General features: G+C 71.7%; 25 protein-coding genes. 5 read left to right on the plus strand and 20 right to left on the minus strand.

What is annotated here, in order from left to right; genetic code table 11:
• Window positions 1-2: 2 nt before the first annotated feature.
• The 4 genes from ACZ63I_RS17255 to ACZ63I_RS17270 form a co-directional block, all read right to left on the minus strand.
• Window positions 3-1,031 carry an ABC transporter permease gene (locus tag ACZ63I_RS17255; protein WP_469339464.1) on the minus strand — a complete coding sequence of 343 codons (1,029 nt, stop codon included), beginning with the start codon at window positions 1,029-1,031 and terminating at the stop codon, window positions 3-5.
• Between the two features lie 37 nt (window positions 1,032-1,068).
• Entirely contained in the window at window positions 1,069-2,637 is a 1,569-nt protein-coding gene (locus ACZ63I_RS17260; RefSeq protein WP_469339465.1) for an ABC transporter substrate-binding protein, read from the minus strand.
• Window positions 2,638-3,144: 507 nt separating this feature from the next.
• The gene (locus ACZ63I_RS17265; RefSeq protein WP_469339466.1) at window positions 3,145-4,095 is read right to left on the minus strand and encodes a DsbA family oxidoreductase; all 951 of its coding nucleotides are present in this window, start codon (window positions 4,093-4,095) and stop codon (window positions 3,145-3,147) included.
• On the minus strand, window positions 4,092-4,526 hold the full coding sequence (locus ACZ63I_RS17270; RefSeq protein ID WP_469339468.1) for an RrF2 family transcriptional regulator: 435 nt from the start codon (window positions 4,524-4,526) through the stop codon (window positions 4,092-4,094). The genes ACZ63I_RS17265 and ACZ63I_RS17270 overlap by 4 nt, the downstream gene beginning before the upstream one ends.
• Window positions 4,527-4,664: 138 nt before the next feature.
• Here ACZ63I_RS17270 and ACZ63I_RS17275 point away from each other — a divergent pair, with 138 nt between their 5' ends.
• Both ACZ63I_RS17275 and ACZ63I_RS17280 read left to right on the plus strand, forming a co-directional pair.
• Window positions 4,665-5,180, plus strand: coding sequence for a cupin domain-containing protein (locus ACZ63I_RS17275; RefSeq protein ID WP_469339470.1), 516 nt, complete (start codon window positions 4,665-4,667; stop codon window positions 5,178-5,180).
• Between the two features lie 9 nt (window positions 5,181-5,189).
• Complete coding sequence (locus ACZ63I_RS17280; protein ID WP_469339472.1) at window positions 5,190-5,810, plus strand: L-threonylcarbamoyladenylate synthase; 621 nt, start codon at window positions 5,190-5,192, stop codon at window positions 5,808-5,810.
• 10 nt (window positions 5,811-5,820) lie between these two features.
• Here ACZ63I_RS17280 and ACZ63I_RS17285 read toward each other — a convergent pair whose 3' ends face one another.
• Both ACZ63I_RS17285 and ACZ63I_RS17290 read right to left on the minus strand, forming a co-directional pair.
• Complete coding sequence (locus ACZ63I_RS17285) at window positions 5,821-6,738, minus strand: DUF3048 domain-containing protein (protein ID WP_469339473.1); 918 nt, start codon at window positions 6,736-6,738, stop codon at window positions 5,821-5,823.
• Between the two features lie 75 nt (window positions 6,739-6,813).
• The gene (locus tag ACZ63I_RS17290; protein ID WP_469339475.1) at window positions 6,814-7,134 is read right to left on the minus strand and encodes a putative quinol monooxygenase; all 321 of its coding nucleotides are present in this window, start codon (window positions 7,132-7,134) and stop codon (window positions 6,814-6,816) included.
• Between the two features lie 107 nt (window positions 7,135-7,241).
• Between ACZ63I_RS17290 and ACZ63I_RS17295 the strand changes: the two genes are divergently transcribed.
• A complete protein-coding gene (locus ACZ63I_RS17295) occupies window positions 7,242-7,619 on the plus strand; it encodes a DUF779 domain-containing protein (protein WP_469339476.1) in 378 nt (125 codons plus the stop codon).
• A 21-nt stretch (window positions 7,620-7,640) separates the two neighbouring features.
• Here the strand turns inward: ACZ63I_RS17295 and ACZ63I_RS17300 are convergent, their stop codons facing one another.
• The 5 genes from ACZ63I_RS17300 to ACZ63I_RS17320 all read right to left on the minus strand — a co-directional run bounded on the left by ACZ63I_RS17300 (window position 7,641) and on the right by ACZ63I_RS17320 (window position 11,614).
• Window positions 7,641-7,835, minus strand: a complete 195-nt coding sequence (locus ACZ63I_RS17300; RefSeq protein ID WP_041994067.1) for a hypothetical protein — start codon at window positions 7,833-7,835, stop codon at window positions 7,641-7,643.
• A 171-nt stretch (window positions 7,836-8,006) separates the two neighbouring features.
• Window positions 8,007-9,101 (minus strand): acyl-CoA dehydrogenase family protein, encoded by a 1,095-nt coding sequence (locus ACZ63I_RS17305; RefSeq protein WP_469339479.1) that lies wholly within the window; start codon window positions 9,099-9,101, stop codon window positions 8,007-8,009.
• Complete coding sequence (locus ACZ63I_RS17310; protein ID WP_469339481.1) at window positions 9,080-10,279, minus strand: acyl-CoA dehydrogenase family protein; 1,200 nt, start codon at window positions 10,277-10,279, stop codon at window positions 9,080-9,082. The genes ACZ63I_RS17305 and ACZ63I_RS17310 overlap by 22 nt, the downstream gene beginning before the upstream one ends.
• A complete protein-coding gene (locus tag ACZ63I_RS17315; RefSeq protein ID WP_469339482.1) occupies window positions 10,276-11,244 on the minus strand; it encodes an NADPH:quinone oxidoreductase family protein in 969 nt (322 codons plus the stop codon). Before ACZ63I_RS17315 ends, ACZ63I_RS17310 begins: the two co-directional genes overlap by 4 nt.
• 112 nt (window positions 11,245-11,356) lie before the next feature.
• Entirely contained in the window at window positions 11,357-11,614 is a 258-nt protein-coding gene (locus ACZ63I_RS17320; protein ID WP_469339484.1) for a DUF5133 domain-containing protein, read from the minus strand.
• Between the two features lie 165 nt (window positions 11,615-11,779).
• Here ACZ63I_RS17320 and ACZ63I_RS17325 point away from each other — a divergent pair, with 165 nt between their 5' ends.
• Window positions 11,780-12,484, plus strand: a complete 705-nt coding sequence (locus ACZ63I_RS17325) for an NADPH-dependent F420 reductase (RefSeq protein ID WP_469339486.1) — start codon at window positions 11,780-11,782, stop codon at window positions 12,482-12,484.
• Window positions 12,485-12,563: 79 nt separating this feature from the next.
• Here the strand turns inward: ACZ63I_RS17325 and ACZ63I_RS17330 are convergent, their stop codons facing one another.
• The 6 genes from ACZ63I_RS17330 to ACZ63I_RS17355 all read right to left on the minus strand — a co-directional run bounded on the left by ACZ63I_RS17330 (window position 12,564) and on the right by ACZ63I_RS17355 (window position 20,602).
• Window positions 12,564-13,601, minus strand: coding sequence for a hypothetical protein (locus tag ACZ63I_RS17330; protein ID WP_469339488.1), 1,038 nt, complete (start codon window positions 13,599-13,601; stop codon window positions 12,564-12,566).
• A gap of 59 nt (window positions 13,602-13,660) precedes the next feature.
• Window positions 13,661-14,950 carry a TRAP transporter large permease gene (locus tag ACZ63I_RS17335; protein ID WP_469339490.1) on the minus strand — a complete coding sequence of 430 codons (1,290 nt, stop codon included), beginning with the start codon at window positions 14,948-14,950 and terminating at the stop codon, window positions 13,661-13,663.
• A 4-nt stretch (window positions 14,951-14,954) separates the two neighbouring features.
• Entirely contained in the window at window positions 14,955-15,587 is a 633-nt protein-coding gene (locus ACZ63I_RS17340; protein WP_469339492.1) for a hypothetical protein, read from the minus strand.
• Entirely contained in the window at window positions 15,584-17,713 is a 2,130-nt protein-coding gene (locus ACZ63I_RS17345; RefSeq protein ID WP_469339494.1) for a hydantoinase/oxoprolinase family protein, read from the minus strand. Before ACZ63I_RS17345 ends, ACZ63I_RS17340 begins: the two co-directional genes overlap by 4 nt.
• 109 nt (window positions 17,714-17,822) lie before the next feature.
• The gene (locus ACZ63I_RS17350; protein ID WP_469339495.1) at window positions 17,823-19,433 is read right to left on the minus strand and encodes an FAD-dependent oxidoreductase; all 1,611 of its coding nucleotides are present in this window, start codon (window positions 19,431-19,433) and stop codon (window positions 17,823-17,825) included.
• 68 nt (window positions 19,434-19,501) lie between these two features.
• Window positions 19,502-20,602, minus strand: coding sequence for a LacI family DNA-binding transcriptional regulator (locus ACZ63I_RS17355; RefSeq protein WP_469339497.1), 1,101 nt, complete (start codon window positions 20,600-20,602; stop codon window positions 19,502-19,504).
• 181 nt (window positions 20,603-20,783) lie between these two features.
• On the opposite strand from ACZ63I_RS17355, the gene ACZ63I_RS17360 reads away from it, so the two are divergent.
• Entirely contained in the window at window positions 20,784-21,755 is a 972-nt protein-coding gene (locus ACZ63I_RS17360) for an acetylxylan esterase (RefSeq protein WP_469339498.1), read from the plus strand.
• Window positions 21,756-21,801: 46 nt separating this feature from the next.
• Here the strand turns inward: ACZ63I_RS17360 and ACZ63I_RS17365 are convergent, their stop codons facing one another.
• The 3 genes from ACZ63I_RS17365 to ACZ63I_RS17375 form a co-directional block, all read right to left on the minus strand.
• Window positions 21,802-22,521: a leucine-rich repeat domain-containing protein gene (locus tag ACZ63I_RS17365; RefSeq protein WP_469339500.1), complete on the minus strand. Its 720-nt coding sequence runs from the start codon at window positions 22,519-22,521 to the stop codon at window positions 21,802-21,804.
• A gap of 86 nt (window positions 22,522-22,607) precedes the next feature.
• A complete protein-coding gene (locus ACZ63I_RS17370) occupies window positions 22,608-24,980 on the minus strand; it encodes a glycoside hydrolase family 65 protein (protein WP_469339502.1) in 2,373 nt (790 codons plus the stop codon).
• The gene (locus tag ACZ63I_RS17375; protein WP_469339503.1) at window positions 24,977-25,717 is read right to left on the minus strand and encodes a beta-phosphoglucomutase family hydrolase; all 741 of its coding nucleotides are present in this window, start codon (window positions 25,715-25,717) and stop codon (window positions 24,977-24,979) included. Before ACZ63I_RS17375 ends, ACZ63I_RS17370 begins: the two co-directional genes overlap by 4 nt.
• Window positions 25,718-25,775: the final 58 nt, after the last annotated feature.

Here is a 25,775-nt window from a genome sequence, read left to right on the forward strand (position 1 = left end):
GTTCACACTCCCCTCTGCGAAGCGGGCGTCACACGCGCCAGCACCACGTTGACGATCAGGTTGAACAGGACGACCAGGACGATCGACACCACGAGCACGCCCTGGACGGCGGGTACGTCACCGGCCTGGGCGGAGTCGTTGGCGAATCTGCCGAAGCCCTGGAGACCGAAGATCCACTCGGTCACGACGGAAGCACCCACCAGGGAGGGGAACTTGAGCCCCAGGGTGGCGAGCGCGGGACCCAGGCCGTTGCGCAGCACATGGCGGAAGAAGATCCGCCGGGGGCTCAACCCCCGTACCACCGCGCCGATCACGTAGTTCTCCTGGTAGGCGGCGATCAGACTGGTCCGCAACTGGCGGGCCACGTCGGCGATCACGTCGAAGCTCAGCGCGACGGCCGGCAGGGTGATGTGGGCGAGCCACGGGCCGAACCCCTGCTGGGCGGGGACGTAGCCGGCTGCGGGGAAGACATGGAGCCCGACGGCGAAGACCGCGACCAGCACGATGCCGACGACGAACGCGGGCATCACCGAGATGACGGTGACGAAGCCCGTGATCGTCCGGTCGATCCAGGTGGTACGGCGCAGCGCCGCCAGTGTGCCGAGCCCGAATCCGGCCAGTACGCCGATGATCAGCGCGAAGGTCGCCACCGACAGGCTCACACCGAGGCCGAGGCCGATGAGGGTGGAGATGTCGGCGCCGTTGGTCCAGCTCGACCCCAACTGGCCGTGCAGCACCCCGCTGAACCAGTCCCCGTACTGCACCAGGAACGGCCGGTCGAGCCCCCATTGGGCCTCGACCCGGGCGATCGCCTCGGGCGTCGCCTCCTCGCCCAACTGGATCCGGGCCGGGCTGAGGCCGCTCAGCGACCGCAGCGCGAAGGTCACGAAGGTCGCGACCAGGAAGACGGGTACGAAGATCGCGACCGACCTGGCGAGGGTGGCCAGGACCCGGCCCAGTGTGTGCCGCGTCCTGGCCGCGGCGGCGCCGCGACGGCGGGCGGGCGCGGCCTGTACCGCTGTCGTCGTCATGGGGTTGCCCCCTCTCATGAGTGATGGTGACGGATGGTCAGTTGCCGCCGATGGTCACGCCGTTCCAGTCGATGTGGGCCGGGTTCTTGGGCAGGTCGGAGATCGACTTGCTCTTGGCGATGAGGTTCGGTGACGAGTACGTGAAGACCAGCGCCTTGCTCGCCAGCCCCGCCCGGGTGGCCGCCTGGAGGACCTTCGGGTAGTCCGGCGCGTCCAGCGGGGTCTGCCGGACCTTGGCGATGGCCGCCTCGAAGCCGTCCGGCTCGTAGGGGGTGCTGAGGTTCAGCGGGCCGTTGGGTCCGAAGTGGGCGGTGAGGGTCTGCGCCGCGGAGTCCCGGCCGGTGGTGCCGTAGAGCGAGAACGTCAGGTCCTTGGCGAAGAACGGCGTCGCCCAGTTCTTGTCGACCTTGATCTTGACGGTCACCCCGACCTTGGCGAGCTGCGACTGGACGATCTCGGCGCTCGGGTCCTCGGCGGGGATGACCAGGTCGAGCTTGATGTCACCGGCCCGGTAGCCCGCTTCGGAGAGGAGCTTCTTCGACTTCGCCGGGTCGTAGGGGTAGTTGTCCGCCGACTGCGGGTCGTAGGCGACATAGCCCTTCGGGAACGGCTGGTTGGTCGCCTCGCCGTAGCCGAAGGTCAGCTTGTCGACGAACTCCTCGCGGTTGATCGCGTAACGCACGGCGTCGACGACCTTGGCGTTGTCGAACGGCGCCTTGTTGACGTTGAGGCTGATGTTCGACGCGTTGAACCCCGGCTGGACGAAGACGTCCAGCCCCGCCTTCTTCGCCGCGTCCGCCTGACTGGGTTCGATGTCGGCGAAGTTGTAGACGCCGGTCTGGAGTCCGGAGACGACGGTGGAGGCGTCGGGGGCGGACGTCAGCTCGACGTTGTCGATGTGGATGTTCTTCGCGTCCCAGTAGTCGGGGTTCTTCTTCAGCACGGCCTTGGTGCCGGGCACCAACTGGGTGACGATGAAGGGGCCCGCGCCGACCGGGGCCTGGTCGAGCTTCTTCGGCGCGGCCGCGGCCTTGGGGCTGGCGATCTGCAGCACCCGCTCGCCGAGCAACTGCGGTATCTGATAGTCGACTTGGCTCAGGTGGATGACCGTGTCGAGCCCCTGGGCCTCGACCGACTTGATCGAGGTCAGATCGCCGAAGAGCGCCGAGTCCTGCTGCTTCTTGGCCCGTTCGATGGCGGCCTTGACGGCGGCGCCGTCCACCGGCGTACCGTCGCTGAACTTCAGGCCGGGGCGCAGATGGAAGGTGACCTGGTCGCCCTCGGCGTTGTACTCCCAGCTCTTGGCGAGGTCGGGGACGGCCTTGCCCGTCTCGTCCGTCCGTGTCAACGAGGCATAGACGAGGGTGAGTTCGCGGAACTGGGCGCCGCTGCCCCCGACCACCGGGTCCCAGTGGGTGGGGAAGTACGAGGAGGTCCACTTGAGCGTGGAGGTGCCTGCGGTGCCTGCGGCGTCGCCGCCGCAGGCGCTGAGGGCCGGTACGAGCACGGCGGCGAACGCTGTCCCGAGGGCGGCGAGGCGCAGTCGGCCGGCCCCTCGGAGGGGGCGCGGGGCCAGTGGGCGGCGGGGCGTGGGTCGTCCGGACATCTCTTTGGCTTTCTTTGAGGGTCCCGGCCGCTGCCGGGAAGCGAGGGCCTGAATCGGAGTCCTGAATCAGGGGGTCTGAAACGGGGGCCTGGACACACCGGTGCGGCACACCGGATCACCCTGCGCGGGCATGCCGGCGACGGCTTCGTCGCACGTCGGACACACCGCACTCAGGGCATGAGGCGTCGGTGGTTTCGCGGGGTGGGCCGGAAGGCGGGAGAGGAAGGAGCCGCGAGCGGCGAGGCACGAGTGTGACGGCGAGCGAACGGACGCGGGGCGGCTACGCGGCGGGGCGGCCGGGTGCCGCGGGGGCGGTCAGATGCCTGTGGGCCGTGGGTGGCCGGCGGTCAGCGACAGAGAGCGCTGGAAGTGCGCCGCAGATCCACGTAGCGGCACACCACACCGGGGTGCGTCGTGAGCATGGTGCACATCCTGACGCGGACCGTCACCGCCTGTCAATGGACACCAATTGGTGTCTCATTGGCCGGGACGGCTGCCGAGGGCGGATCAGTGCCCGGCGGGGCCGGTGCGGGCGGTGGCGGGATGCACCGCAGCCTCCTGCGGATGCAGCCACAGCGGACCGTTGCCGGTGTCCACCCGGACCGCGTCAGGCGGCGGCCCGGACCCGTCCGTGAGCAGCCGGATCTCCGGCTCCGTCAGGCTCCGGTACCGCTCCAACGCCCTTACTGGGTCCGCCGGTTCGGGAGCCTTCAGCAGCCCAGGGGCGAGTTCGCCGAGGGCCGCCGCGTACGTGCCGAACGGCCGCAGTCCCGGGACCGCCCGGTAGCCGGCGGGGGCGCGGAACAGCAGGGTCGGCAGGGCGTAGCGGTGACCGCCGTCGGCGGTCTCCTTCGCCCCGCCGGGATGCGGCGAACCGTCAGGGGCGTCCCGTACGGCCAGCACCTCGGGAACCGGGCGGCGCGCCTCGGCGCGGTCGGCGGTGACCTGCGCCAGTACGTCTGCTGACGCGGCGTCAGCCGCCAGTCGCCGCAGGTCGAGGCCGGGCACACCGCGTACCGCCGCCTGGGCGAGCGCGCCGGTGTCCGCCGGTTCGCCCAGGACGAAGACGGTCTCCCGCAGCCGCCGCAGCGCCCGCTCCGCCACCTCGGCGCCCTGGCGTTCGGCGGCCTTGGCGACCAGCGAGGACGGCCAGGAACTCGCCGCGACCCGGCTCAGCCGGACGGCGCGCGGGGCCCCGGTGTGCCCGGCGACCTCCGCCACGTACCGCGCGTACCAGGCCGTCTCGGCGGCCGGATCGGGCGGCGGATCGTCGTCGTGGTCGAAGAGGACGGCGTACGCGCGCCGCCAGCGCACCCGGCCCGCCAGCGCCGCCCGCAGCGCGCGGAAGACGGGTTCGGAGCCCCAGGCCCACGGGCACAGCGGGTCGGTGTACTCGACCACCTCGACGGCGGGCGGCGGGTCCGGTCGGCCGGTCAGCGGGGCAGGCTCGCCGGTCATGTGACGCCGACTCCCGGCCGCCGCGCCACGGTGCCTGCCGGCACCAGCGCGGCCAGCGGCAGCGCGCCGAGCACCGCCGCCGCCTGCTCCTCGACCTGCCGCCACACCCCGGGCAGCGCGCCCGCCGCGCCGGGGTAGTCGAGCCCGGCCAGCGACTCGCCCCGCAGCGTGATGAGTTCACCGTCGACGGCGCGCACGACGTCCAGGAGGGTGATCTCCTCGGCCGGCCTGCCGAGCCAGTAGCCGCCCTCGCAGCCGCGCTGGCTGCGCACCAGGCCCGCCTTGCGCAACTCGCCCACCACGGATTTCAGGAACCGGAACGGAATGTCCTGCGAGGAGGCGATGGCCTCGCAGGTGAGCGGGCGGGCAGGCTCACACGCGAGCTCCAGAAGGGCTCGGGCGGCGTAGTCCGCCTTCGCGGAGATATGCATGTCCCCATCATGCCCGACGGCGCGGCGCCGGCCGAGGGGTCAGCCGGTCCGCGACCTACGTTGCGGCAACATTGCCGCAGGTGAAGGATAAAGGACACTTCTTGACATCCTTTTGGGGGCGGCTCTAACGTCCCCGCCATGAGCGAGCCGCCGACGACCCCGGGTGAGGGTTTCCACCCCCACTTCCACGACACCCAGGACCAGCACGCGGCGCCCCTGCGGAGCAGGCTGCACCACATCCGCGCCGACGCCCTCGACGGCGACACGGCGCAGACCGGCGGTATGCGCAGGTTCGCCGGTGTGAGCGGCAGGACAGCGGGGTCGGAAAAGCTGTGGATGGGCCAGACCCATGTGGCGCCAGCGACCTCGTCGTCCGACCACCACCACGGCGAGTCCGAGACCGCGATCTATGTGGTGTCGGGCCACCCGGAGTTCGTCTTCCTGGACGACTCGGGCGCCGAGCCGCAGGAAGTACGGCTGCGCACCTCCCCCGGCGACTACATCTTCGTACCGCCGTTCGTACCGCACCGCGAGGAGAACCCCGACCCGGCGGACGAGGCCGTTGTCGTGATCGCCCGCAGCACGCAGGAGGCGATCGTCGTCAACCTCCCGGGCCTGTACGCCCTGCCCGGAAACAGCGCCGGCAGACCCTAGACTCACCGGATGGCCAAGTACTTCGACGTCCACCCCGAGAACCCCCAGCGGCGCATCATCAGCAGTGTCGCCGACAGCATCCGGGCGGGCGCGCTCGTCGCGTATCCGACGGACTCCTGCTACGCGCTCGGGTGCCAGTTGGGCAGCCGTGACGGCATCAGCAGGATCCGGTCCATCCGCGACCTCGACGACCGTCACCACTTCACACTCGTGTGCCAGAACTTCGCGCAACTCGGCCAGTTCGTGCACATCGACAACGACGTGTTCCGTGCCATCAAGGCGGCGACGCCCGGCAGTTACACCTTCATCCTCCCCGCGACCCGGGAGGTGCCGCGCCAGTTGCTGCATCCGAAGAAGAAGACCGTCGGCGTCCGGATCCCCGACCATGTCGTCGCGCAGGCGCTCCTCGCCGATCTGGGTGAACCGCTGCTCTCCAGCACCCTGTTGCTGCCCGACGAGGAAGAACCGCTCACCCAGGGCTGGGAGATCAAGGAGCGGCTCGACCATGTGGTGGACGCCGTGGTCGACTCGGGCGACTGCGGTACCGAACCGACCACCGTCATCGACTTCTCCGGCGGCGAGCTGGAGATCGTACGGCGCGGCGCGGGCGACGTCTCGCGCTTCGAGTAGGACGGGCCGGTCAGCTCGGCGCGAGGATGATCCAGGTGCGGCCGGGGCTCAGCGGCAGCGTCCGGCCGTCGTGGCGGTAGGCCGTGCCCGACTTCTCCGACGGTCTGCTCCAACGGACGTCGTAGGAGCGGCCGTTCCTGAGCACCACGGCCGAGCCCTCGCCGACGGTCTGCGAGAACGGTACGAATCCGGTGCGGCTGTGGAACCGGGACTCCCTGATCTTCACGTGCTGGATGATCACGTTGTCCGCCGTCCAGGGTGAGCGCGCACCGTCCATGCTCACCCGGTAACCCGACCCGCTCCAGGTGAAGCTGAACCGCGCGCTGGGCATCCTCGCCGAGGCGGTCGTGTCGGGCGTGCCGCCGGCGGGGGTCGCCGCGGCGAAGGTCAGCCCGATGTCCTTCGCGGTCCCCGCGCCGTCGGTGAGCCCTTTGGTGTGCACGTACTCGTTGTGCGGCGCCGACCGGGTCGATCTGCGGAAGAAGGCGCCGGTGCCGGTCCTGGTGACCAGGTCCGACTTCTTGAGTACGGGCAGCAGCATGCTCTGGGCGCCCGAGAACGCGAGGGCCGGCCGGTCGTACTGGGCCAGCAGCTCCAGGTCCGTCTCCCGGGCGCTGCGCACCGGCCCGACCGTGCCGGGCAGGTGGTCGCTGTCGAAGACGGCCATCAGCCGGGAGAGGCCGCCTTCGACCTCGATCCCGTACACCAGGTCCGCGCTGTTGAGGCCGGTCGCGGGCCGGGCCGCGCGGACGTTGTCGATCTTCACGGCGAGCACCCGGCCCGCCGCGCCCGGCTCCCCCGTGAGCACCGAGCGCGATGCGCCCTCCTGCCGGTGGGCCGTGCCGTTCTCCGTCGGTGTGCAGCCGGCGGCCAGACCGGCGGCGAGCACCGCCGCCACACCCGCCGCGACGGCTCCGCGTCCGGTCATGGCGCTCCTCCCGTTCGATGGGGCTCCCACCGGGACCGTACCCGCCCCGCACGCCGATTCCCCGTCGCAGCGCGGTCAGACGGCGCCGAGTTCGGCGTCCCCCTCCGGCAGCGGTTCGAGCGCCTGCACGTCGACCGGACCCGCCGTGGCGCCCTTGAGCTTCGCGCCGAGCGCGACCAGCGCGGGCGCCCCGCTGTGCACTTCGAGCGCCTCGGCCGACGCCCAGTGCTCCACCATCACGAACGCGCCGGACGTGCCGCGGTGCATGGCGTACAGCAGGCAGCCGGGCTCCGCGTGCACGGCGGGTATCGCCTCCCGCAGCGCCTGTTCGACGTCGGCCTCCCGGCCCTCGGCGGGGGTGATCGTGGCGACCACGACGACGGTCTTGTCGCTCATACCGGTCCTCGATTCCTGCGGTTCGGGAACAATCAGCACAACAGTACGACCAGGCGTTCAGGACGTACGCAACCGCGTTGCAACGTTGCGGGGCGTTGGCTGGGACGATGAGTGACGAGCGGGTTCCGGACGAGCAGGCCGCGCGGGTGGAGGTGACGCCCGCTGCCGCCGAGTTGATCCGGCGGCTGCGGGCCGACCACGGGCCGCTGATGTTCCATCAGTCGGGCGGCTGCTGCGACGGCAGCGCCCCCATGTGCTACCCGGACGGCGAGTTCCGTACGGGCAACTCGGACGTGCTGCTGCAGTCCCTGCGGGTCGAGGGGGTGGCGGAGGCGGTCCCGTTCTGGATGTCGGTGAGCCAGTACGAGGCATGGAGCCACACGCGGCTCATTGTCGACGTGGTCCCCGGGCGGGGCAGCGGGTTCTCCCTGGAGGCTCCCGAAGGGGTGCGGTTCCTGATCCGGTCGCGGATGGTCGGCGCGTAACAGCCGCTCCGGGGCGGCCGCTTACGGCCGGACGCTGCTCACCAGCCCCGCGGTGGTCGAGATCCCGTCGGCGATGGTCGGCGCCATGCTCGTGCCGGCGAGGAAGAATCCGAGCAGGACGCAGACCACCGCGTGCGAGACCTTCAGTCCGCCGCTGCGCAGAAAGATCACAGCGAGGACGACGAGCAGCACCACCAGTGAGATCGAAATGGCCATCGACTACCTCCTCCGCCGCGTGACGATCGCGGCATTCGGCCGCCAGTGTGGCGGAGGAGGACGCCCGGACGGCCGACCGGCAGGCCTGCCGTACGGGTGATTGTTCCCGTCCACGGCTTCGGTTCGTCGCTCTTAGTTCGAGGCGGGCGGCCCGCTGCGGCGGCGCGGCTCCTACTGGGGCAGGTCGACCAGCTCGCCGATCGTCTCCTTGTGCCGGCCCGCCGAACCCAGGGCCACCGCGTCCGCCTTGGCGCGCTTGAGGTACAGATGCGCGGGGTGCTCCCAGGTCATGCCGATCCCGCCGTGCAACTGCACGCACTCCTCGGCGGCGTGCACGGCGACCCGGCCGCAGTACGCCTGGGCGACCGCGACGGCGAGCGCGGTCTCCGGGCTGCCGGTGGCCAGCGCGTCGGCCGCGTTGCGGGCGGCTGCGCGTGCGGAGACGACCTCGAGCCACAGTTGGGCCATCCGGTGCTTGAGCGCCTGGAAGGAGCCGACGGGACGGTTGAACTGGTGCCGTTCCTTGGTGTACTTGACGGTTTCCTCCAGACACCACTCGGCGATGCCGAGCTGTTCGGAGGCGAGCAGTCCCGCCCCGGCGAGCAGCCCGCGCCGTACGGCGGCCCGGCCCGTCGCCGCGTCGGCGATCCGGATACCGGCCGCCGGGTCGGGGGTGACGGCGGCGAGCGGCCGGGTCAGGTCGAGCGGCGTGAGCGGTTCGACCGCCACCCCCGGCCCCTCCGTCTCGGCCGCGTACAGCCCGTCCTCCCGCGGTACGAGGAGCACGTCGGCGCGTACGGCGTCGGCCACGCCTGTGACGGTGCCGGCTCCGGTCGGCCAGGGCCCGTCGGGCGGGGTGGTCAGCGGCAGCGCGAGGACGGCGACGCGGTGGCCGCCGGCGAGCGCGGTCAGCAGCCCGGCGACGTCCGTCGATTCCGTGTCGCAGCCGAGGAGCGTCTCGGTCGCCACGACCGAGCTGGTCAGATACGGCGCAGCGGTGACGGCGCGGCCCAGCTCCTCCAGCACGACGGCGGCCTCGCGGTGGCTCGCGCCCTGGCCGCCGAGCTTCTCGGGGACGAGCAGCCCGGCCGCGCCGATGCCGCCGGCCAGCGAGGACCACAGGTCGGCGTCGTACGGATCGCCCGACTCGGCGCGCAGCAGGGCGGCGGGCAGGTCGTACCGGTCGGCGAGCAACGCCCGTACGGCGGCGCGCAGATCGTCCTCGGTGTCCGTGTAGAGCAGGTTCATCGGGAGAGGTCCTTCCATGCGACGTCCTTGTCGTTGCGCGGCTCGGACGGCAGGCCGAGGACCCGTTCGGCGACGATGTTGAGCAGCACCTCGCTGGTGCCGCCCTCGATGGAGTTGCCCTTGGCCCGCAGATAGCGGTAGCCGGCGTCCCGTCCGGTGAAGTCCACCTGGTCGGGCCTGCGCAGCGTCCAGTCGGAGTACAGCAGCCCCTCGTCGCCGAGGAGTTCCACCTCCAGGCCGCTGATCTCCTGGTTGAGCCTGGCGAACGAGAGCTTCATGCCGCTGCCCTCGGGGCCCGGGTGCCCGGCGACGAGCTGCTGGCGCAGCCGCTCGCCGGTGAGGCGGGCGACCTCGGCCTCGACCCAGAGGGTGAGCAGCCGCTGGCGCAGCTCGTGGGTGCGCAGCTCGGGGCGCTCGCGCCAGGTGCGCGCCACGGGGCCGATCATGCCGCCCTCGCGCGGGATCCGGGAGCCGCCGATGGAGACCCGTTCGTTCATGAGCGTGGTCTGCGCGACCTGCCAGCCCTCGCCGATCTCGCCGAGCCGGTGCGCGTCGGGGATCCGTACGTCGGTGAGGAAGACCTCGTTGAACTCGGCCTCGCCGGTGATCTGGCGCAGCGGCCGCACCTCGACGCCCGGGTCGGTCATGTCGCAGATGAAGTAGCTGATGCCGCGGTGCTTGGGCAGCTCGGGGTCGGTGCGGGCGATGAGGATGGCCCAGCGGGCGACATGGGCGCTGGACGTCCAGACCTTCTGGCCGTTGACGACCCAGTCGTCGCCGTCCCGTACCGCCCGGGTGCCGAGCGCCGCGAGGTCGGAGCCCGCGCCGGGCTCGCTGAAGAGCTGGCACCACACCTCTTCGCCGATCCACAGGGGCCGCAGGAAGCGCTCCTTCTGCTCCTGGGTGCCGTAGCGCAGGACGGTCGGCGCCGCCATGCCGAGGCCGATGCCGATCCGCCGCGGGTCGTTGTCGGGTGCGCCCGCCGCTTCCAACTCGCTGTCGACCACGGCCTGCAGGGCGCGTGGCGCGTCCAGGCCGCCGAGCCCCACCGGGTAGTGCACCCAGGCGAGTCCGGCGTCGAAGCGGGCCCGCAGGAAGTCCTCGCGCGCCGTGCCGGCCGGCGGGTGGTCGGCCAGCAGGCGCGCGGTGCGCTCGCGCAGTCCCGCCGCGTCGGTCGCGTACCTCGCGTCGGTCATCGGGAGTCTCCTTCGGGGATGACGACCACACGTCCGGTGGTGGCGCCGTCGGCGACGCGCTGTACGGCGTCGGCCGCGCCCTTCAGCGGCACCCGCTCGCTGACGAGGGGTTTGACGACGCCCTGCGCGGCCAGTTCGGTCAGCCGCCGGTGGCAGCGCGGGATCGCGGCCGGGTCCTTCGCCGCGTACAGGCCCCAGTGCAGTCCGAGGATCGAGTAGTTCTTCACCATGGCGTGGTTGAGCGCGGGGGCCGGGATGTCGCCGCTGGTGAAGCCGACGATCACGATGCGGCCCTCGAAGGCGACGCACTTGGCGGATTTGGCGTAGGCGTCGCCGCCGACCGGGTCGTAGACGACGTCGGCGCCGCGGCCGCCGGTGGCGTCCTTCACCGCGGCGATGATGTCGTCGGTGTGCCGGTCGATCACGACGTCGCAGCCCAGCTCGCGAGCAACCGCGGCTTTCGCGGGGCCGCCGACGACGCCGATGACGGTGGCGCCCGCCGCCTTGCCGAGCTGGACGGCGGCGCTGCCGACACCGCCGGCCGCCGCGTGGACGAGCAGGGTCTCGCCCTTCTCCAGATGGGCGCGGCGGTGCAGGCCGAACCAGCCCGTCTGGTAGCCGATGTGCATCGCCGCCGCTTCGGCGTCGTCCAGGGCGGCGGGCGCGGGGAGCAGCCCCGCCGCGTCGGCGAGCGCGTACTCGCCCAGGCCGCCGTGCGGGAGGGCCGCCGTGGTGATGACCCGGCGGCCGTCCTCGGTCTCGCCGCAGATCTCCACGCCGGGGGTGAAGGGCAGCGGCGGTCGCACCTGGTAGTGGCCCCGGCAGAGCAGGGCATCGGGGAAGTTGATGTTCGCCGCACGGACCAGCACCCTGACCTGTCCCTCGGCCGGCTCGGGCCGCTCGACGTCTTCGAGTCGCATCACCTCGCCCGGCTCGCCGTTCCGGTGCACTCGCCATGCCTGCATCTCGGGGCCTCCACACACATTGGGCAGTACCGCGTCCACGGGCATACTAAGCGGTCGCTTGTGGGTGTGGGAACAGCCGCCACCGGACGGCTTCGGCCGGGTACGCGGCGCGTCAGTCGTGCAGTCCCGGGCCGACCGGCTCGGGGCCCGCGGGGAAGATCGGCATGGGCTTGATCTTGCGCAGATACGACTCGGCCTTGAGGATGGCCTCCCGCGCGGTGCGCTGCCCCATCAGCACGCACAGGGTGTACGCCACGTCCTCGAACCGCGCGCGGGTGGCGTCGTCCAGCGGATCGGCCAGTACCAGCCATTCCCACGCGCGGTATCGGCTCAGCAGGTCGGCGACCAGATGTCTGTCCGGCAGCAGCATGTCGACACCACTTCCAGCAGGCTGTGGGCAGGTCCGGAGGCGGTACCCGCGCACAGCGGAGCACCCGCCCCTCCCGGACATTCTGACCGCGACCCGGCGTCGGCGCGCGTCGAGAATTCCCCCCGGGCGGGGAATAGGGCGGCGCCCGCTCCGGCTGCCACCTCCATGAGCACTCTTGGACTGATCGGAAGCGGAAACATCGGCGGCACCCTCGCGCGGCTGGGCGTCGCGGCGGGACTTGACGTCGTCCTCAGCAACTCACGCGGCCCGGAGACGCTGTCCGCGCTGGTGGCGGAGCTGGGGCCGCGAGCGCGCGCGGCGACGGCCGCCGAAGCCGCCGAGGCGGGTGACTGGGTGGTGGTGACCGTGCCGCTGAAGAACTACCGCCAGGTGCCGGTCGCGCCGCTCGCCGGCAAAGTCGTCCTCGACACGGACAACTACTACCCGGAGCGCGACGGGCGGATCCCCGAACTGGACGCCGAGGAGGTGACCACCAGCGAACTGCTCCAGCGCCATCTCCCCGACGCGCAGGTCGTGAAGGCGTTCAACAACATCTACTTCAAGCACCTGGCGGCCCTGGCCCGACCCGCGGGCGACGCCGACCGTACGGCGCTGCCCATCGCAGGCGACTCGGCGCAGGCCAAGGAGTCGGCGACCCGGCTGATCGATCTGCTCGGCTACCACGCGCTGGACGCGGGCACGCTCGCGGACAGTTGGCGCTTCCAGCGCGACACCCCGGCGTATGTCGTTCCCTACGCGAAGAACCCGCAGGGCCTCGGCGTCTCCGGTGACGACCCGGGAGCCAGGGCCGACGCCGCGGCGCTGCGCGCGGCGCTCGACGCCGCCGTACGCCCGTCGCCCCAGGTGTGACGGACGGTCCTCGACGACCGGGAGCCGGCCGCCGTGACGTCATCGCGTCACGGCGGCCGGCTCCCGCCTGTGCGGGGTGTCAGCCGCGGGCGACCGCGATCTTGCCGGCCAGCCGCTCGCCCGACTCGTAGACCATGTAGGGCACTCCGCCCTCGGTGCCGAAACTCGGCGAGGCGCTGCGGCCGTTGTCGGGCGCTCCGCTCGACGAGTTGAAGAACACCCCCAGGTGGTCGCGGAGGGTGAAGTCGTTGCCGACCTCGGTGATCATCAGGTCGCCGCCGCTCTCCTTGTCCTTGTTGTAGACGACGTACGTGCTGCCGTCGCGCTCCAGCACGTGCGGGCCGCCCACGTTGACCGCGCCGACATCGGCGTGGCTGACGAGCGGCTTCTGGTCGAAGGTCCAGTTGCGCCCGTCGGCGGACCAGCCCCAGCAGATGTCCCGGTGGTTCGACGTGTTGTTGAGCATGAAGACCATCACGAAGTGGGCCTTCTTCGCGGGGAGTTCATGCGGGAAGACCCGGGCGTACGAGGTCTCGGTCGTACCGGACGGCATCATCGACGACGACAGGACCACCTTGTCGTAGGTGAAGTTGATGCCGTCCTTGGAGCGGGCGAGCCGGGTGGTGGTGTTCTCGCCGTGGAAGTACAGCCACATCTCCTTGGACGCCTCGATCCACATCACGTGCGGGGACGAGACATGGCTGACGGAGTAGTTCGGCGACCAGTTGTTGGAGACGATCGGGTTGTTCGGGTACTCCGTGAACGGGCCCTCCAGATGGTCGCCGTAGGCGAGGCAGATACCGCCGGGCGCGTCGTGCGGCGCGTAGTACAGGTAGTAGCGGCCGAGCGGCGCCGTCAGCCGGCCGGCCGTGCCGCGTATGCAGGGGAAGATGATCTCGCCGGTGGGGTTGTACTTGAGCTGAGAGGGCGTCAGAAGCGTTTTGACGTACTTGTAGTCGGGGAATCCGCCGGGCGCCGCGGCGACCGCGGGCGCGGCCTCCGGAGCGAGGGAGGACGCGGCGGCTGTGCCCGCCGTCGCGCCGACCGCGATGACGGCCGAGGTGGCGGCGGCGCCGCGCAGGAAGATCCGACGGCTGGGATTCTGCGGCTCGGACATGGAGAACTCCGTCCCTGGAGTGGGTGTCAGGACTGGCTGTCAGAGGTGCCGGGAGAGGGTCAGAGGTACAGGGCGGCGGTGACGCTGAAGCCGCCGAGGGCGACGAACCACACGTACGGAAGCGTGCGGGCCATCACCTTCTGCGGTGTGACGCCCGCGTACTGGGCGGCCCACACCGTCTGGGTACTGGTCGGGTCGGCGACGCCGAAGACCTGGTTGTACGAGGTGGTCAGGCCGAGCACGGCGATCGCCGGATAGACGCCGGCCGCGATGAGCACACCGGCGATACCGGCGCCGAGGCCGTACACGTTCAGCGGGCCCCGGTAGAGGCACAGCGGGACGAGGACGGTGAAGACCAGGACGAACACCAGCGGGTTCTGCGGGCTGACCGCCTTGACGAGCGGTTCCAACGCGTCGACGGCGCCCGGGAGTTTGACCGCTGCGAGCAGGATGCCGATGGCGACGAACAGCGCGATCGGCGCGGCGGCGATCTCGAAGCCCGCGTAGAGGGTGCGCAGCAGCCGCTTGTTCATGTCGCGCGGCCGGGTGGTGGTGACCAGCGCGAACAGCACACCGGCCAGCAGCGCCGGGATGATGGGTACGTCGAGGACGAGGGCGAGCACCAGCGGCACGATCGGGGTGAGCAGCGCGTACCAGGGCGCGTCGCCGAGCTGCTTGCGGCGGGAGGCCGCAGGGGCCGGCTTGGCGGAGACGGACTTGAGCGCCCAGGCGTGCTCGACACCCTTGCGGCGGGTCTCGATGAGCACGAACAGGATCGCGGCGACCAGCGCGAACGGGAACAGCTTGATCATGAAGCCGCGCACGGTGGGCACCGAGAGGTCGAGCGCGGTGGAGAAGAACTGCCAGATCGGCAGCTCGAACGGCATACCGGCGGCGATGCCCATCAGGATGGTGCCCGCCGCTGTGACCTTGGGAATCCCCACCGCTATCATCGCCGGGATCCCGATGATGCCCGCGAGCATCGCGGCGGGCGCCGACCCGGTGACCGTACCCACCAGCGTGGAGACGGCGAGCACCCCGAGGGCGACCACGACGGGTCGGTCCCCGCCGAACTCGACGATCTTGCGGACGAGTGTGCCGGCGATGCCCGTCTCGTCGAGCAGCTTGCCGAGCCAGGAGCCCAGCAGGATGGCGATCATGGTGGCGGCGAGCGCCGGTGCGCCTTCCTGGAGCACGGTCTGCAGCACACTGTTCTTGCCGCTCAGCGGCGCGCCGGAGACGAAGGCGATGACGACGGCCAGGATGACGAGTGCGAAGGCCGTGGGGAGTTTGCGGCTGAGCATCGCGGCGACTCCGGCCGCCATGATCAGCAGAATGACGACGCCCATGGCGTTACTTCTCTCTTCCGTGCGGTGAGCTTCCGTGCGCGGTGGCCGGCGGCGCCGCCGACTCGGCGAGCGCCGCCGTCAGCAGGAGCGGGGTCCGGCCGAGGCCGCAGACCTTGGCGGCGTAGGCGTGGGCGGCGATCTCGTCGGCCCCCGCGACATGCCCGTACACCCGGCGGCTGCCGAGGCGCAGGACGACATGGCCGAGCGCGCGCCGCAGCGCCGTCTTGGCCGGTCCGTGGTGGAGGTGTTCGTGGACGGCCTCGTGCGCGAGCGCCGCCGCCCTGACGGATCCGCGCGGGTACCAGTCGCGCCAGCCGAGCCGCTCGGCCAGGTCCTCGGCGGCGCCGATCGTGTCGGTGTACAGCTCGACCGTCTCGGGCCGCGAGCTGTAGCGCGCCAACAGCCCGATCTCCAGGCCACCTTCGCGCTCCACGATCCGCGCGGTGCACGGTACGGGGGCGAGCGAGGCGCCGAACTCGGCTGCGGCGTACGCCCATCGGCGCAGCAGCTCCGGGTCGCGCCCTTCGTGCGTGGGAGTGCCGGCGAGCAGTTGTACGCCGAACTCGACGTCGTCCAGCTCGGCGAGCCCGCGCAGCTTCCCCAGGCTGTCCAGGTCGGTGCGGGTGGCGGCGGTCATGTCCTCGCCTCCAGCACGGCGACGACCGGCTCGTCGGCGGCGCGCATGCGCAGTTCGCTGCGGGCCAGGGCGAGCAGCGGCTGCGGGTCGAGGACCCCCGACAGGTCGGCGATGCGGGAGCCGATCAGCAGCCGCAGCGCGGGGGCGCGTACGCCGCCGTCGCCGTACGACGTGGACTCGTCGACGAGCGTGGCGAGCACCTGGGCCGCGGAGCCGACGGTGGTGGTCTCGACGCGCGCGTCGGGCGCGTGCAGCCTGACGACGCCGTCGGCGTCGACGACCCGTACCGGACGGCGGGTCGCGCGGAACCTGCGGTGCACCTCGGTGCCGTACACGGTGTGCGAAGGGGTGCCTGCCAGCACCGTGACGTCCGCCGGGTCGGCCTTCAGGCTGGCGGCGGCCGCGCGCAGCCGCTCCTCGTCGTCGGCGCGGTGCGAGCGGTCCTGCGTGCGCAGTTCGGTCGCGCCGGTGGCGACGGCGCGCACGGTGTTGGTCTGCGGGTCGACCGTGACCTCCACCTCGACGCCGTCCGCCGCCGCGCCCTGCGCGATGACGGCCTGCTCGGCCTCGGCCCGTACGGCGAGGATCTGCTCCTGCCCGGCGCCCGGGATGATCCGCTCGATCTGCTCGCGGACCAGGGCGAGGGCGACCCCGATGGGGCTGATGACCTCGTTGTGCCGGGCGATCCTGCCTTCGTGCCCGGAGACGGCGGCCAGATGCGGGGTCACCGACGCGGCGCCCCCTCCCCCGCCGACCAGCACCGCGGTGTCCTTGTCGAGGCGGTAGTCGCTGATCATCGCGTCCACCACGGTCTTCACCTGCTCGGTGCCCGCGTCGAGCACGCGGGCCGCCGCCGTGGCGACGTCCACACCGAGCGCCGCGGCGAGCGGGGCCAGCGCCGCTTTCGCCACGTCCTGGTCGGAGCGGGCGAAGTCGCCCTCGGGGACCCGGCCGAGCGCGTTGGCGGCGCAGGTCATGGTGATCGCGTACCGGCCGCCGGCCGCGTCGATGACCGCGTAGTCGGCGGGGTCGCCCGCCAACGGGCTGACGGTGGCGAGCTTGGCGTCGCGCAGGTCGTCCGCCGTCGCGTAACAGGCGTACGGCAGGCCCGCGATGTGCGCGCTGCGCGGCCCGACGGCGGTGACCTTGCCGCCGTCGGTCCGCACCATCGACCCACCGCCGACGCCGACGGTCCGTACGTCGAGCGCGGAGAGGTACGAGGTCTTGCCGAGGATCGTCGCGTGCCGGACGGCCACCTTGCCGCGCCGTACGACGCTGATGTCGGTGGACGTGCCGCCGGTCTCCAGGAACAGCCCCTCGCTGATGCGCTCCTGCATCAGCGCGCCGGCGACCCCGGCCGCGGGCCCCGAGAGGACCGTGAGCAGCGGCCTGCGCCGCATCTCGTCCAGGGACATCACACCGCCGTCGCAGCGCATCACCATCAGCGGCGCTGTCACGCCCGCCTTGGTGATGGAGGCGTCGACCAGGTCGGCCGTGGCCAGCATCCGGGGCAGGATCGCCGCGTTGACCACGGCGGTACGGGTGCGCTTCTGCAGCCCGTACAGCGAGGTGATCTGGTGCGCGGCCGTCATCGGCAGCCCCCGGCCGGCGGCTGCCGCGAGTACGGCGTCCTCGCCCTCGGGCCTGTCGACGCTGAACGGCTGGCTGGCGACGAGGACTTCGGCGCCCTCCCTGACCACCTCGTCGACGGCGCGGCCCACTTCGGCGGCGTCGTCGGGGTCACCGACATGCGCGTAGGCGAGCGGCAGGTGCTTGCCCGGGGTGAGTTCGAGCTTGCGGAAGGCCGCGAGCCGGCGGGTGAGCGCCGCGCCGGGTCCTGTGCCGATGCCGATGAGTCCGACGGTGGCGACGTCGCCCTCCAGCAGGGCGTTGGTAGCCTGGGTCGTGCCGTGGGCCAGGAAGGCGACGTCCTCGGGGGCGTTTCCGGTCTGCTCCAGCAGGCGGTCGAGAGCTTCGACGATGCCGTGGGCGACCCCGTCCTCGTGGTGGTGGCTGGTGGGAACCTTCACCTGCCCCAGTAGTTCCAGGGTCGCGGCGTCTACGGCCACGGCGTCGGTGAAGGTTCCGCCCACGTCGATGCCGACGCGGATGCGGTGGGTGGTCATGGTCTGGGCACCTCCTTGTGCAGTGTTGGCGGGTACGCGGGCGGTGGGGCCGGGCGGGGCAGGTGGAGCTGCTCCCGTCCGGCCGGTACCGCCGTGGGTGCGCGGACTGTCAGTAGCCGCGTACGTCGGGCCAGTGGCGCTGGACCCCCGAGCGGTCGAGGACGGCGGCGAACTGCTCGAACCGCTTGTCCTCGGCCTGCACCTGACGGGGTTCCACGCCTTCGGTGAGGCAGTGCGCGGCCAGGGCACCGGCGACCTCGCCGATGTTCCATTCCACCGGGTGGAGCCGGTAGCAGCCGTTGGTGATGTGGGTGGTGCCGATGTTCTTGCCCGCGGGGAGCAGGTTGCGGACCCGGCGCGGCACGAGCGCGCCGAGCGGGATCTCGAACGGCACGGAGCCGATGTCGATGTAGTTGTCACCTCCGGTGGACGGGTGCAGATCGATGCGGTAGCCGCCGACGCCGACCGAGTCGCGGTACTTCGTGCCGCCGTGCGGGCCGACCAGGTCGATCGCGACGTCGTGCTCGGTGATGGTGGTGACGGCCTTGATCCGGCGCGATTCGCGGATGTACGGCGCCTTGGCGAGGCCGTCGGCGGTGCCGGTGACATCGGGCCGCAGCTTGAGGCCGGGGAATCCGGCGCCGCCGTCTGCGCGCGGTGCCTCGGTCTGCAGCCAGTACAGGACGGACAGCGAGAGCTGCCTGGCCTCGGCGACCGCCTGCGCCGTCGTCTCCTCGCCCGCGCCGATCAGCGGCTTGAGCCAGTAGTCGTTCAGCGGCCAGTTGACGAGGGTGATGTCGGAGTCGAAGGCGCCGGGACGGTGGAGTTTGCGGGCCAGCACCCGGCGGAAGCCGAACAGCTCCTTGTCGCCCGCGTCCGCCGACTGGTCGGCGGAGACGTCGAGCGGGTCAAGATCCGGATTGGGTACGAAGGTGCGCGGCACGGCCTCCAGCGTGCGCGGGTCGGGCGCGAGGAAGCCGAGCAGCGGCCCCGGCCAGAAGTCGGGCCGGTAGGAGCGCCAGAAGTCGTAGTCGGCGGGCTTGTCTGTCGTGTGGTCCTCGCCCTCGTGGTGGGAGAGCGCGAAGCAGACCGTGATGCCCTGCTGGTTGAGCGGGTCGGCGGTCTCGGGGGCGTGCGGCTCGCCGAACTCCTCGCGTGACTCGGCCCCGACGGCGTACTCGACCCCGGCCAGCTCCAGCAGCTCACCGGTCTCGGTCGCGTCGATCACGTACCGCGCGGTGACGGTCCGCCGGCTGCCGTCGCGCAGGCTCTCGACGGTGACGGACCGTACGGTGTCGTCCGCCGCCTCGGCGGCGACCGGGCGGTGCTCGGTGAGCAGGGTGAGCAGGCCGGAGGCGCGGTGCGGGGCGATCATCGCTTCGAGGACGGCGAGGGCGACGCGCGGCTCACCGCACAGCTTGCTGACCCGCCCGGCGCCCGGGTTGAGGTCGGTGAGGGCGAGCGCCTCCGAGCGCAGCGGGTACCACTGCCGGTAGTACGTCCTGATGGACTCGCGCAGCTTGCGGTACGAGGCGGTGGTGCCGAACTGCTCGACCCAGGGGTGTTCGTCCGGGGGGACGGCCTGTGAGGTGAGCTGGCCACCGATCCAGTCGGTCTCCTCGGTCAGGACGACGCTGCGCCCGGCGCGGCACGCGGCGAGTGCCGCTGCCACGCCGCCGAGTCCGCCACCGACGATGAGAATGTCCGGTTCGGGTGTCACGAGTCTCCTTGTGGTGCTGAGTGGTGCTGTGCGGTTCGTGTGCGGTTGGTGTACGGCCGGGCGCGAGGTCAGCCGTGCCCGGGGGGCGGGCCTGTGCTGGCGCCGGGTCTGAAGGCGCAGGGAACCAGGGGTTCGGCGGCTTCCTCACCGGCCACGAGCGCGGCGAGCATGCGTACCGCAGCCGCGCCGAGCTGGGGCCGCGGGACGTCGAAGCCGGTGGGCACCGGTTCGCCCGCGAGGTCGGGGGGCGGATTGCCGAGTACGGCCAGTGAGGCGTCCTGCGGGCAGTCGAGCCCCGCGGCAGCGGCGGCGGCGTGCAGCGCACGCCAGGCGCCGCCGGTGTCGGTCTCCTCTGCGACGAAGGCGGTCACCCCTTCGTCGAGCCAGCCGCGCAGCCGCTCGGCGGTCAGCTCGCTCTCGGGGGCGGCCGAGCGGAAGACGGCCTCGGGTCCGGCCGGCAGTCCGGCCGCCTCCAGGCCCTTCAGGAAGCCGTGTTCGCGGTCGGTCGACGCGGGCGCCTCGTCGTCCTCCCGTACGAGCACGATCCGCCGGTGGCCCAGCGCAGCGAGCCGGGTGACGACCTCGCTGCTGGCGCTGACGTAGTCGGCGCCGACCCAGGCCAGCCCTTCCAGCTCGTCCCTGCGGCCGACGTGGACCACCGGGAAACCGTCGCTGACCAGCCTGCGCAGCTCCTCGGCCGGGGCGTGCCGGCCGAGGAAGACGCAGCCGTCGGCCAGCCGGACCCGGCTCAGCGCGTCGGGCCCCGCGGCGCCCGCGCCGCCGGAGCTGGAGCCGGTGAACAGGACCAGGTCGTAGCCGCGTGCGGCGGCCTCCTGCTCGACACCGACCAGGAAGGGGTAGTACGAGTGCTGCACATCGGTGGGGAAGGTGGCGGTGAAGCTGAAGACCCCCAGCAGGTCGTTGCGGGCGGCGGCGAGCCGCCGCGCTGCCGGGTCGGGGACGTAGCCCAGACTGCGGGCCGCTTCGAGCACCTTCCGCCGGGTGTCGTCGGAGATCACGGCGCCCTGCTTCTTGCCGCCGAGCACCAGCGAGACCGTGGCCTGCGAGACACCGGCGAGCCGGGCGACCTCCGCCTGGCGCGGGCGTGACGTACGCCCCGCCGGCGCGGGTGCCCGACCTGGCCGGGATCGCTTCCTGGGTTCGTCCACCTTCGCTCCTCAGAGTTACTAATGCGCATTAGTAATGCGCATTAACGAGTACTGTGGGCCTACCGGCCGTGCGCGTCAAGAGGCTTGGCAGACTTTCTGGGAACTCGCGTCGCGGCCTTCTGCCACGGAGTATCTCGCCGTACGGTGTGACCTTTGCCCCGACGATCAAGGCGGTCCTGCCATGGCCCTCTTCGACCTGCCCCTCGACGGTCTCCGCGCGTACCGCAGCGCGTCCCGCGAACCTGCGGACTTCGACCGGTTCTGGGCGGACACCCTCGCCGAGACCCGGAGCCATGACCTCGCCGCCCGGTTCGAGCCGGTCGGTACGGCGCTGGCGACGGTGGACGTGTTCGATGTGACCTTCGCCGGGTTCGGCGGGCATCCGGTCAAGGGCTGGCTGATTCTGCCGGCCGGGACGAGCGAACCGCTGCCCGCCGTGGTGGAGTTCGTCGGGTACGGCGGCGGGCGCGGGCTGCCGCACACCCATCTGCTGTGGGCCTCGGCCGGCTTCGCGCACTTCGTGATGGACACCCGCGGCCAGGGCGCGGGCTGGGGCGGCGGGGACACCCCCGACCCGGTGGGCAGCGCCTCGGCCGTGCCCGGCTATCTCACCCGGGGCATCGACGATCCGCACGGCTTCTACTACCGCCGGGTGTTCGCCGACGCGGTGCGCGCCGTCGAGGCGGCCCGCTCGCATCCGCTGGTGGACGCCTCGCGGACCGCCGCCGCCGGGATCAGCCAGGGCGGCGGGATCACCCTCGCCGTCGCTGGGCTGGTGCCCGATCTGCTGGCCGTCGCGCCCGACGTGCCGTTCCTCTGCGACTTCCCCCGGGCGACCACGCTCACCGACCGCGAGCCGTACCGCGAGGTGGGCAGATACCTCAAGACCTTCCGCGGCCGGACGGAGCACGTCGCCCGTACGCTCAGCTACTTCGACGGGGTGCACTTCGCGGCACGCGGGCGGGCGCCCGCGCTGTTCTCGGTGGCTCTGGAGGACCAGACCTGCCCGCCGTCGACGGTCTTCGCCGCCTTCAACGCGTACGCGAGCGACGACAAGGCGATCGAGATCTACGACTTCAACGACCACGAGGGCGGCGGCCCCTACCAGCAGGCCAGCCAACTGAAATGGCTGCCAGGCCTGTTGAATCCCTGACTTGTGGAATCCCTGACGGCACAAGGGTGCGCCGGGCCGGGGCGGCTCAGCGGAGCACGACGCACCCGCGCCGGGCCAGGGCCTCGTCGAGCCGTGGCTGGGGCTCCAGGTCGTTCCAGCGCAGATCCAGTTTCTCCAGCGCGGGCAGCCGGTCCAGCCACTCCGGCAGCCGGCGGAGCCGGTTGGCCCGCAGGTCGAGCCGGCGCAGCAGCGGTAGCCCCGCCAGCGGTTCGGGCACCTGCGGGAGTTGGTTCTCCCGCAGGTCGAGCTGGCGCAGCTCGGTGAGTCCGGCGACGGAGTCCGGCAGCCGGTCGAGCGCGTTGCCGCGCAGCCACAGTTCGCGGAGCCGGTCGAGCCGGCCGACGCTGTCGGGCAGCGCCGTCAACCGGTTGTGCTGGGCGCGCAGTTCGACCAGTGAGGTCAGCTCTCCGATGGTGTCGGGAAGGGTGCGCAGGCGGTTCTCACCGATGTTGAGGTAGCGCAGCGCGGTGAGCCCGCCCAGCGCGGCCGGGAGTTCCGTCAGCCGGTTGTCGTGCAGATAGAGGTAGTCACTGAGGGCCGGAAGGTCGCCCAACTCGTCAGGTACAGAGGTGAGTTCGTTGTGCCCGAGGTCGAGGGTGCGCAGCTCGCGCAGCCGTGCGACGTCGGCGGAGACCTCCGTCAGCCGGTTGCCGGCGAGGATCAGGACCCGCAGTTCGGTGTCGTGCCACAGCGACGGCGGCACCTTCCCCAGGTCGCGCCGCCAGAGGTTGAGTGTGGTCGCCATGGCAGGCAACCTACCGGGTGGGTGCCGTCATCCGGTCGACGAGCCGCTCCGTCGCCGACCGGCGCGTGGTGACCCGTTCGGGTACCTCAGGCGTTGTGCTGCCGGTCCTCCCGGTGCTCCCTGTGGTCCGGCCTGCGCCCCGGCGGCTGGTCGGGGGCCGGGCGGGAGGGGGCGTGCGCGATGTGCCGGGTCTCCGGCGCCTTGCCCGAGACGGTGAGCGCCTCGCCGTGGTGCGAGATCTCCATCGGCGGCCCCGACACCAGCGTGTACGTGGCGGCGTCGTTCTTGATCTCCACCTTCAGCCGCCGCCCCCGCAGCTCCATCGTGAACGCCAGCCTGCTGAACCGCTCGGGCAGCCGGGGGGCGAACGCCAGCGACTCGCCGGTGTGCCGCATCCCGCCGAAGCCGGCGACCAGCGCCATCCACGTACCGGCGAGGGACGCGATGTGCAGTCCGTCCCGGGTGTTGCTCTCCAGGTCCTCCAGGTCCATCAGCGCGGCCTCGACCAAGTAGTCGTAGGCCAGGTGCAGATGGCCGACCTCGGCGGCGATGACCGCCTGGCTGCACGCCGAGAGTGACGAGTCCCGTACGGTGATCGGCTCGTAGTAGGCGAAGTTGCGGGCCTTGTGCTCCTCGGTGAAGAACTCACTGCACTTGTACATCGCCAGCACCAGGTCGGCCTGTTTGACCACCTGCTTGCGGTAGAGGTCGAAGTAGGGGAAGTGCAGCATCAGCGGGTAGTCCTCGGGGCGCATGGCCGCGAAGTCCCAGTACTGGTGGCCGGTGTAGCCGGCGGCCTGCTCGTGCACCCCCAGCTCCGCGTTGTACGGGACGTGCATCGCCTCGGCCGCGTCCCGCCAGGCGGCGCTCTCCTCGGCGTCCGCCCCCAACTCGGCGGCCTGGTGCGGATGCCGCTCCACGACGTCGGCCGCCGCCAGCAGGTTCGCCCGCGCCATCAGGTTGGTGTACGCGTTGTCGTCGGCGACGGCGCTGTACTCGTCGGGTCCTGTCACCCCGTCGATGTGGAAGGCGCCGTGCGGGTCGTGATGGCCGAGCGAACGCCACAACCGCGCCGTCTCCACCAGCAGTTCGACAGCGCACTCGCGCTCGAACCCCTCGTCCCCGGTGGCCGCCACATAGCGGATGGCGGCGTCGGCGATGTCGGCGTTCACATGGAAGGCGGCGGCGCCGGCCGGCCAGTAGGCGGAGCACTCGGAGCCCTCGATGGTCCGCCAGGGGAACGCGGCGCCCTGGAGGCCGAGTTGCACCGCTCGGTCCCGCGCGGCCGGCAGCGTGCTCTGCCGCCAGCGCAGCGCCTCGGCCACCGCGCTCGGCGCGGTGTAGGTGAGCAGCGGGAGGACGAAGGTCTCGGTGTCCCAGAAGGAGTGGCCGTCGTAGCCGGACCCGGTGAGCCCCTTCGCCGGGATGGCGCGCTGCTCGGCGCGCGCACCGGCTTGCAGGACGTGGAACAGCGCGAACCGTACGGCCTGCTGGATCTCCTCGTCACCGTCGACCTCGACGTCGGCGCGCTCCCAGAAGTCGTCCAGATAGGCGCGCTGTTCGTCGACGAGCCCCTGCCAGCCGGTGCTCGAAGCGCCGGCGAGCGCCGCGTCGACCTGGTCCCGCACGCCGGGCAGCGAGCGGATGCTCGACCAGCCGTAGGAGACCAGCTTCTCCATCCGCAGCTTCTGCCCCGCCTCCAGCACGGAGGTGACGGTGAGCCGGCTGACGTCGGCGCCGCTCTCGCTGCTGGTACGGGTCGGCGCGGGTCCTTCCACCACATGGTCGGCAGCGGCGGCGACCCGCAGCCCGCTCTTACGGGTGAGGTGGACCAGCCGCAGCCGGTTGCCGTCCGCCAGGTCCTCCTCGGCGTCGAGCGACGATTCGAGCGCCACGGCGGTGCGCGGGTCGCCCGCGGTGTGCGGGAGCTGTTCGTTGGCGACGAGCTCCGACTGGATGACGATCCGCACCTGCGAGTCGACCGCCTCGACCTCGTAGGCGACGGCGGCGATGGCGCGCTGGCTGAAGGAGACGAGCCGGGTGGAGCGCACCCGTACGACGCAGCCGGCCGGCGAGGCCCATTCGACGGTGCGGCGCAGCACACCGCCGCGCAGGTCGAGCACGCGCTCGTGGCTGATCAGCCTGCCGTAGCGCAAGTCGAACGGCTCGTCATTGACGAGCAGCCGGATGATCTTGCCGTTGGTGACGTTGATGACCGTCTGCCCGGACTCGGGGTAGCCGTATCCGGCCTCCGCGTACGGCAGCGGGTGCAATTCGTGGACCCCGTTGAGATACGAGCCGGGCAGCCCGTGCGGCTCCCCCTCGTCGAGGTTGCCTCGCCAGCCGACGTGCCCGTTGGAGAGGGCGAAGACGGACTCGCTCTGCGGCAGGACGTCCAGGTTGAGGCCCGTCTCGCGCAGGGCCCACGGCTCGACGGCGTACGAGGTGTGCGTGATCATCCCTGCGACTCCAGCTCGGCGAGGTCCTTGACGACGATGTCAGCGCCGTGGCTGCGCAGGGCGTCGGCCTGGCCCACCCGGTCGACGCCGACCACGTAGCCGAAATGGCCGGCCCGGCCGGCGTCCATGCCCGCGAGGGCGTCCTCGAACACGGCGGAGGCGGCCGCCGTCACGCCGAGGTCCTTGGCCGCCGCGAGGAACGTGTCGGGGCGCGGCTTGCCCGGCAGTCCGCGCTCGGTGGCGACGACGCCGTCGATCCGGACGTCGAACAGCGATTCGGCGTCGATGGAGCGCAGGATGTCCTGGCAGTTCGCGCTGGAGGAGACGACGGCGGTCTTCAGACCGCTCGCCCGGACGGCCTTGACGTAGCGCAGCGTGCCGTCGTACGCCTCGACCCCGTCCTTGCGGATCTTGGCGAGCAGCAGGTCGTTCTTGCGGTTGCCGAGGCCGTGCACGGTCTGCCGGTCGGGGCTGTCGTCGGCCTGCCCCTCGGGCAGTTCGATGCCGCGCGAGGCCAGGAAGGCGCGCACCCCGTCGGCGCGGGGTTTGCCGTCCACGTATTCGTCGTAGTCCGCGCCCTTGTCGAAGGGGCGGAAGCCGTCCCCGTCGCGCCGGCGCAGGAACTCGTCGAACATCTCCTTCCAGGCGGCCGCGTGCACGACGGCCGTCTTGGTGATCACACCGTCGAGGTCGAAGAGACACGCTTCGATCTCGTTCGGCAAACCGAGCTTCGTCATGCAGGGCACCTTCCCAGGGGCGGGACACTGCTGGTCCGGTCATCGTAGGCCGGGGCAG

It is taken from the genome of Streptomyces sp. NPDC087906 (assembly GCF_055584925.1).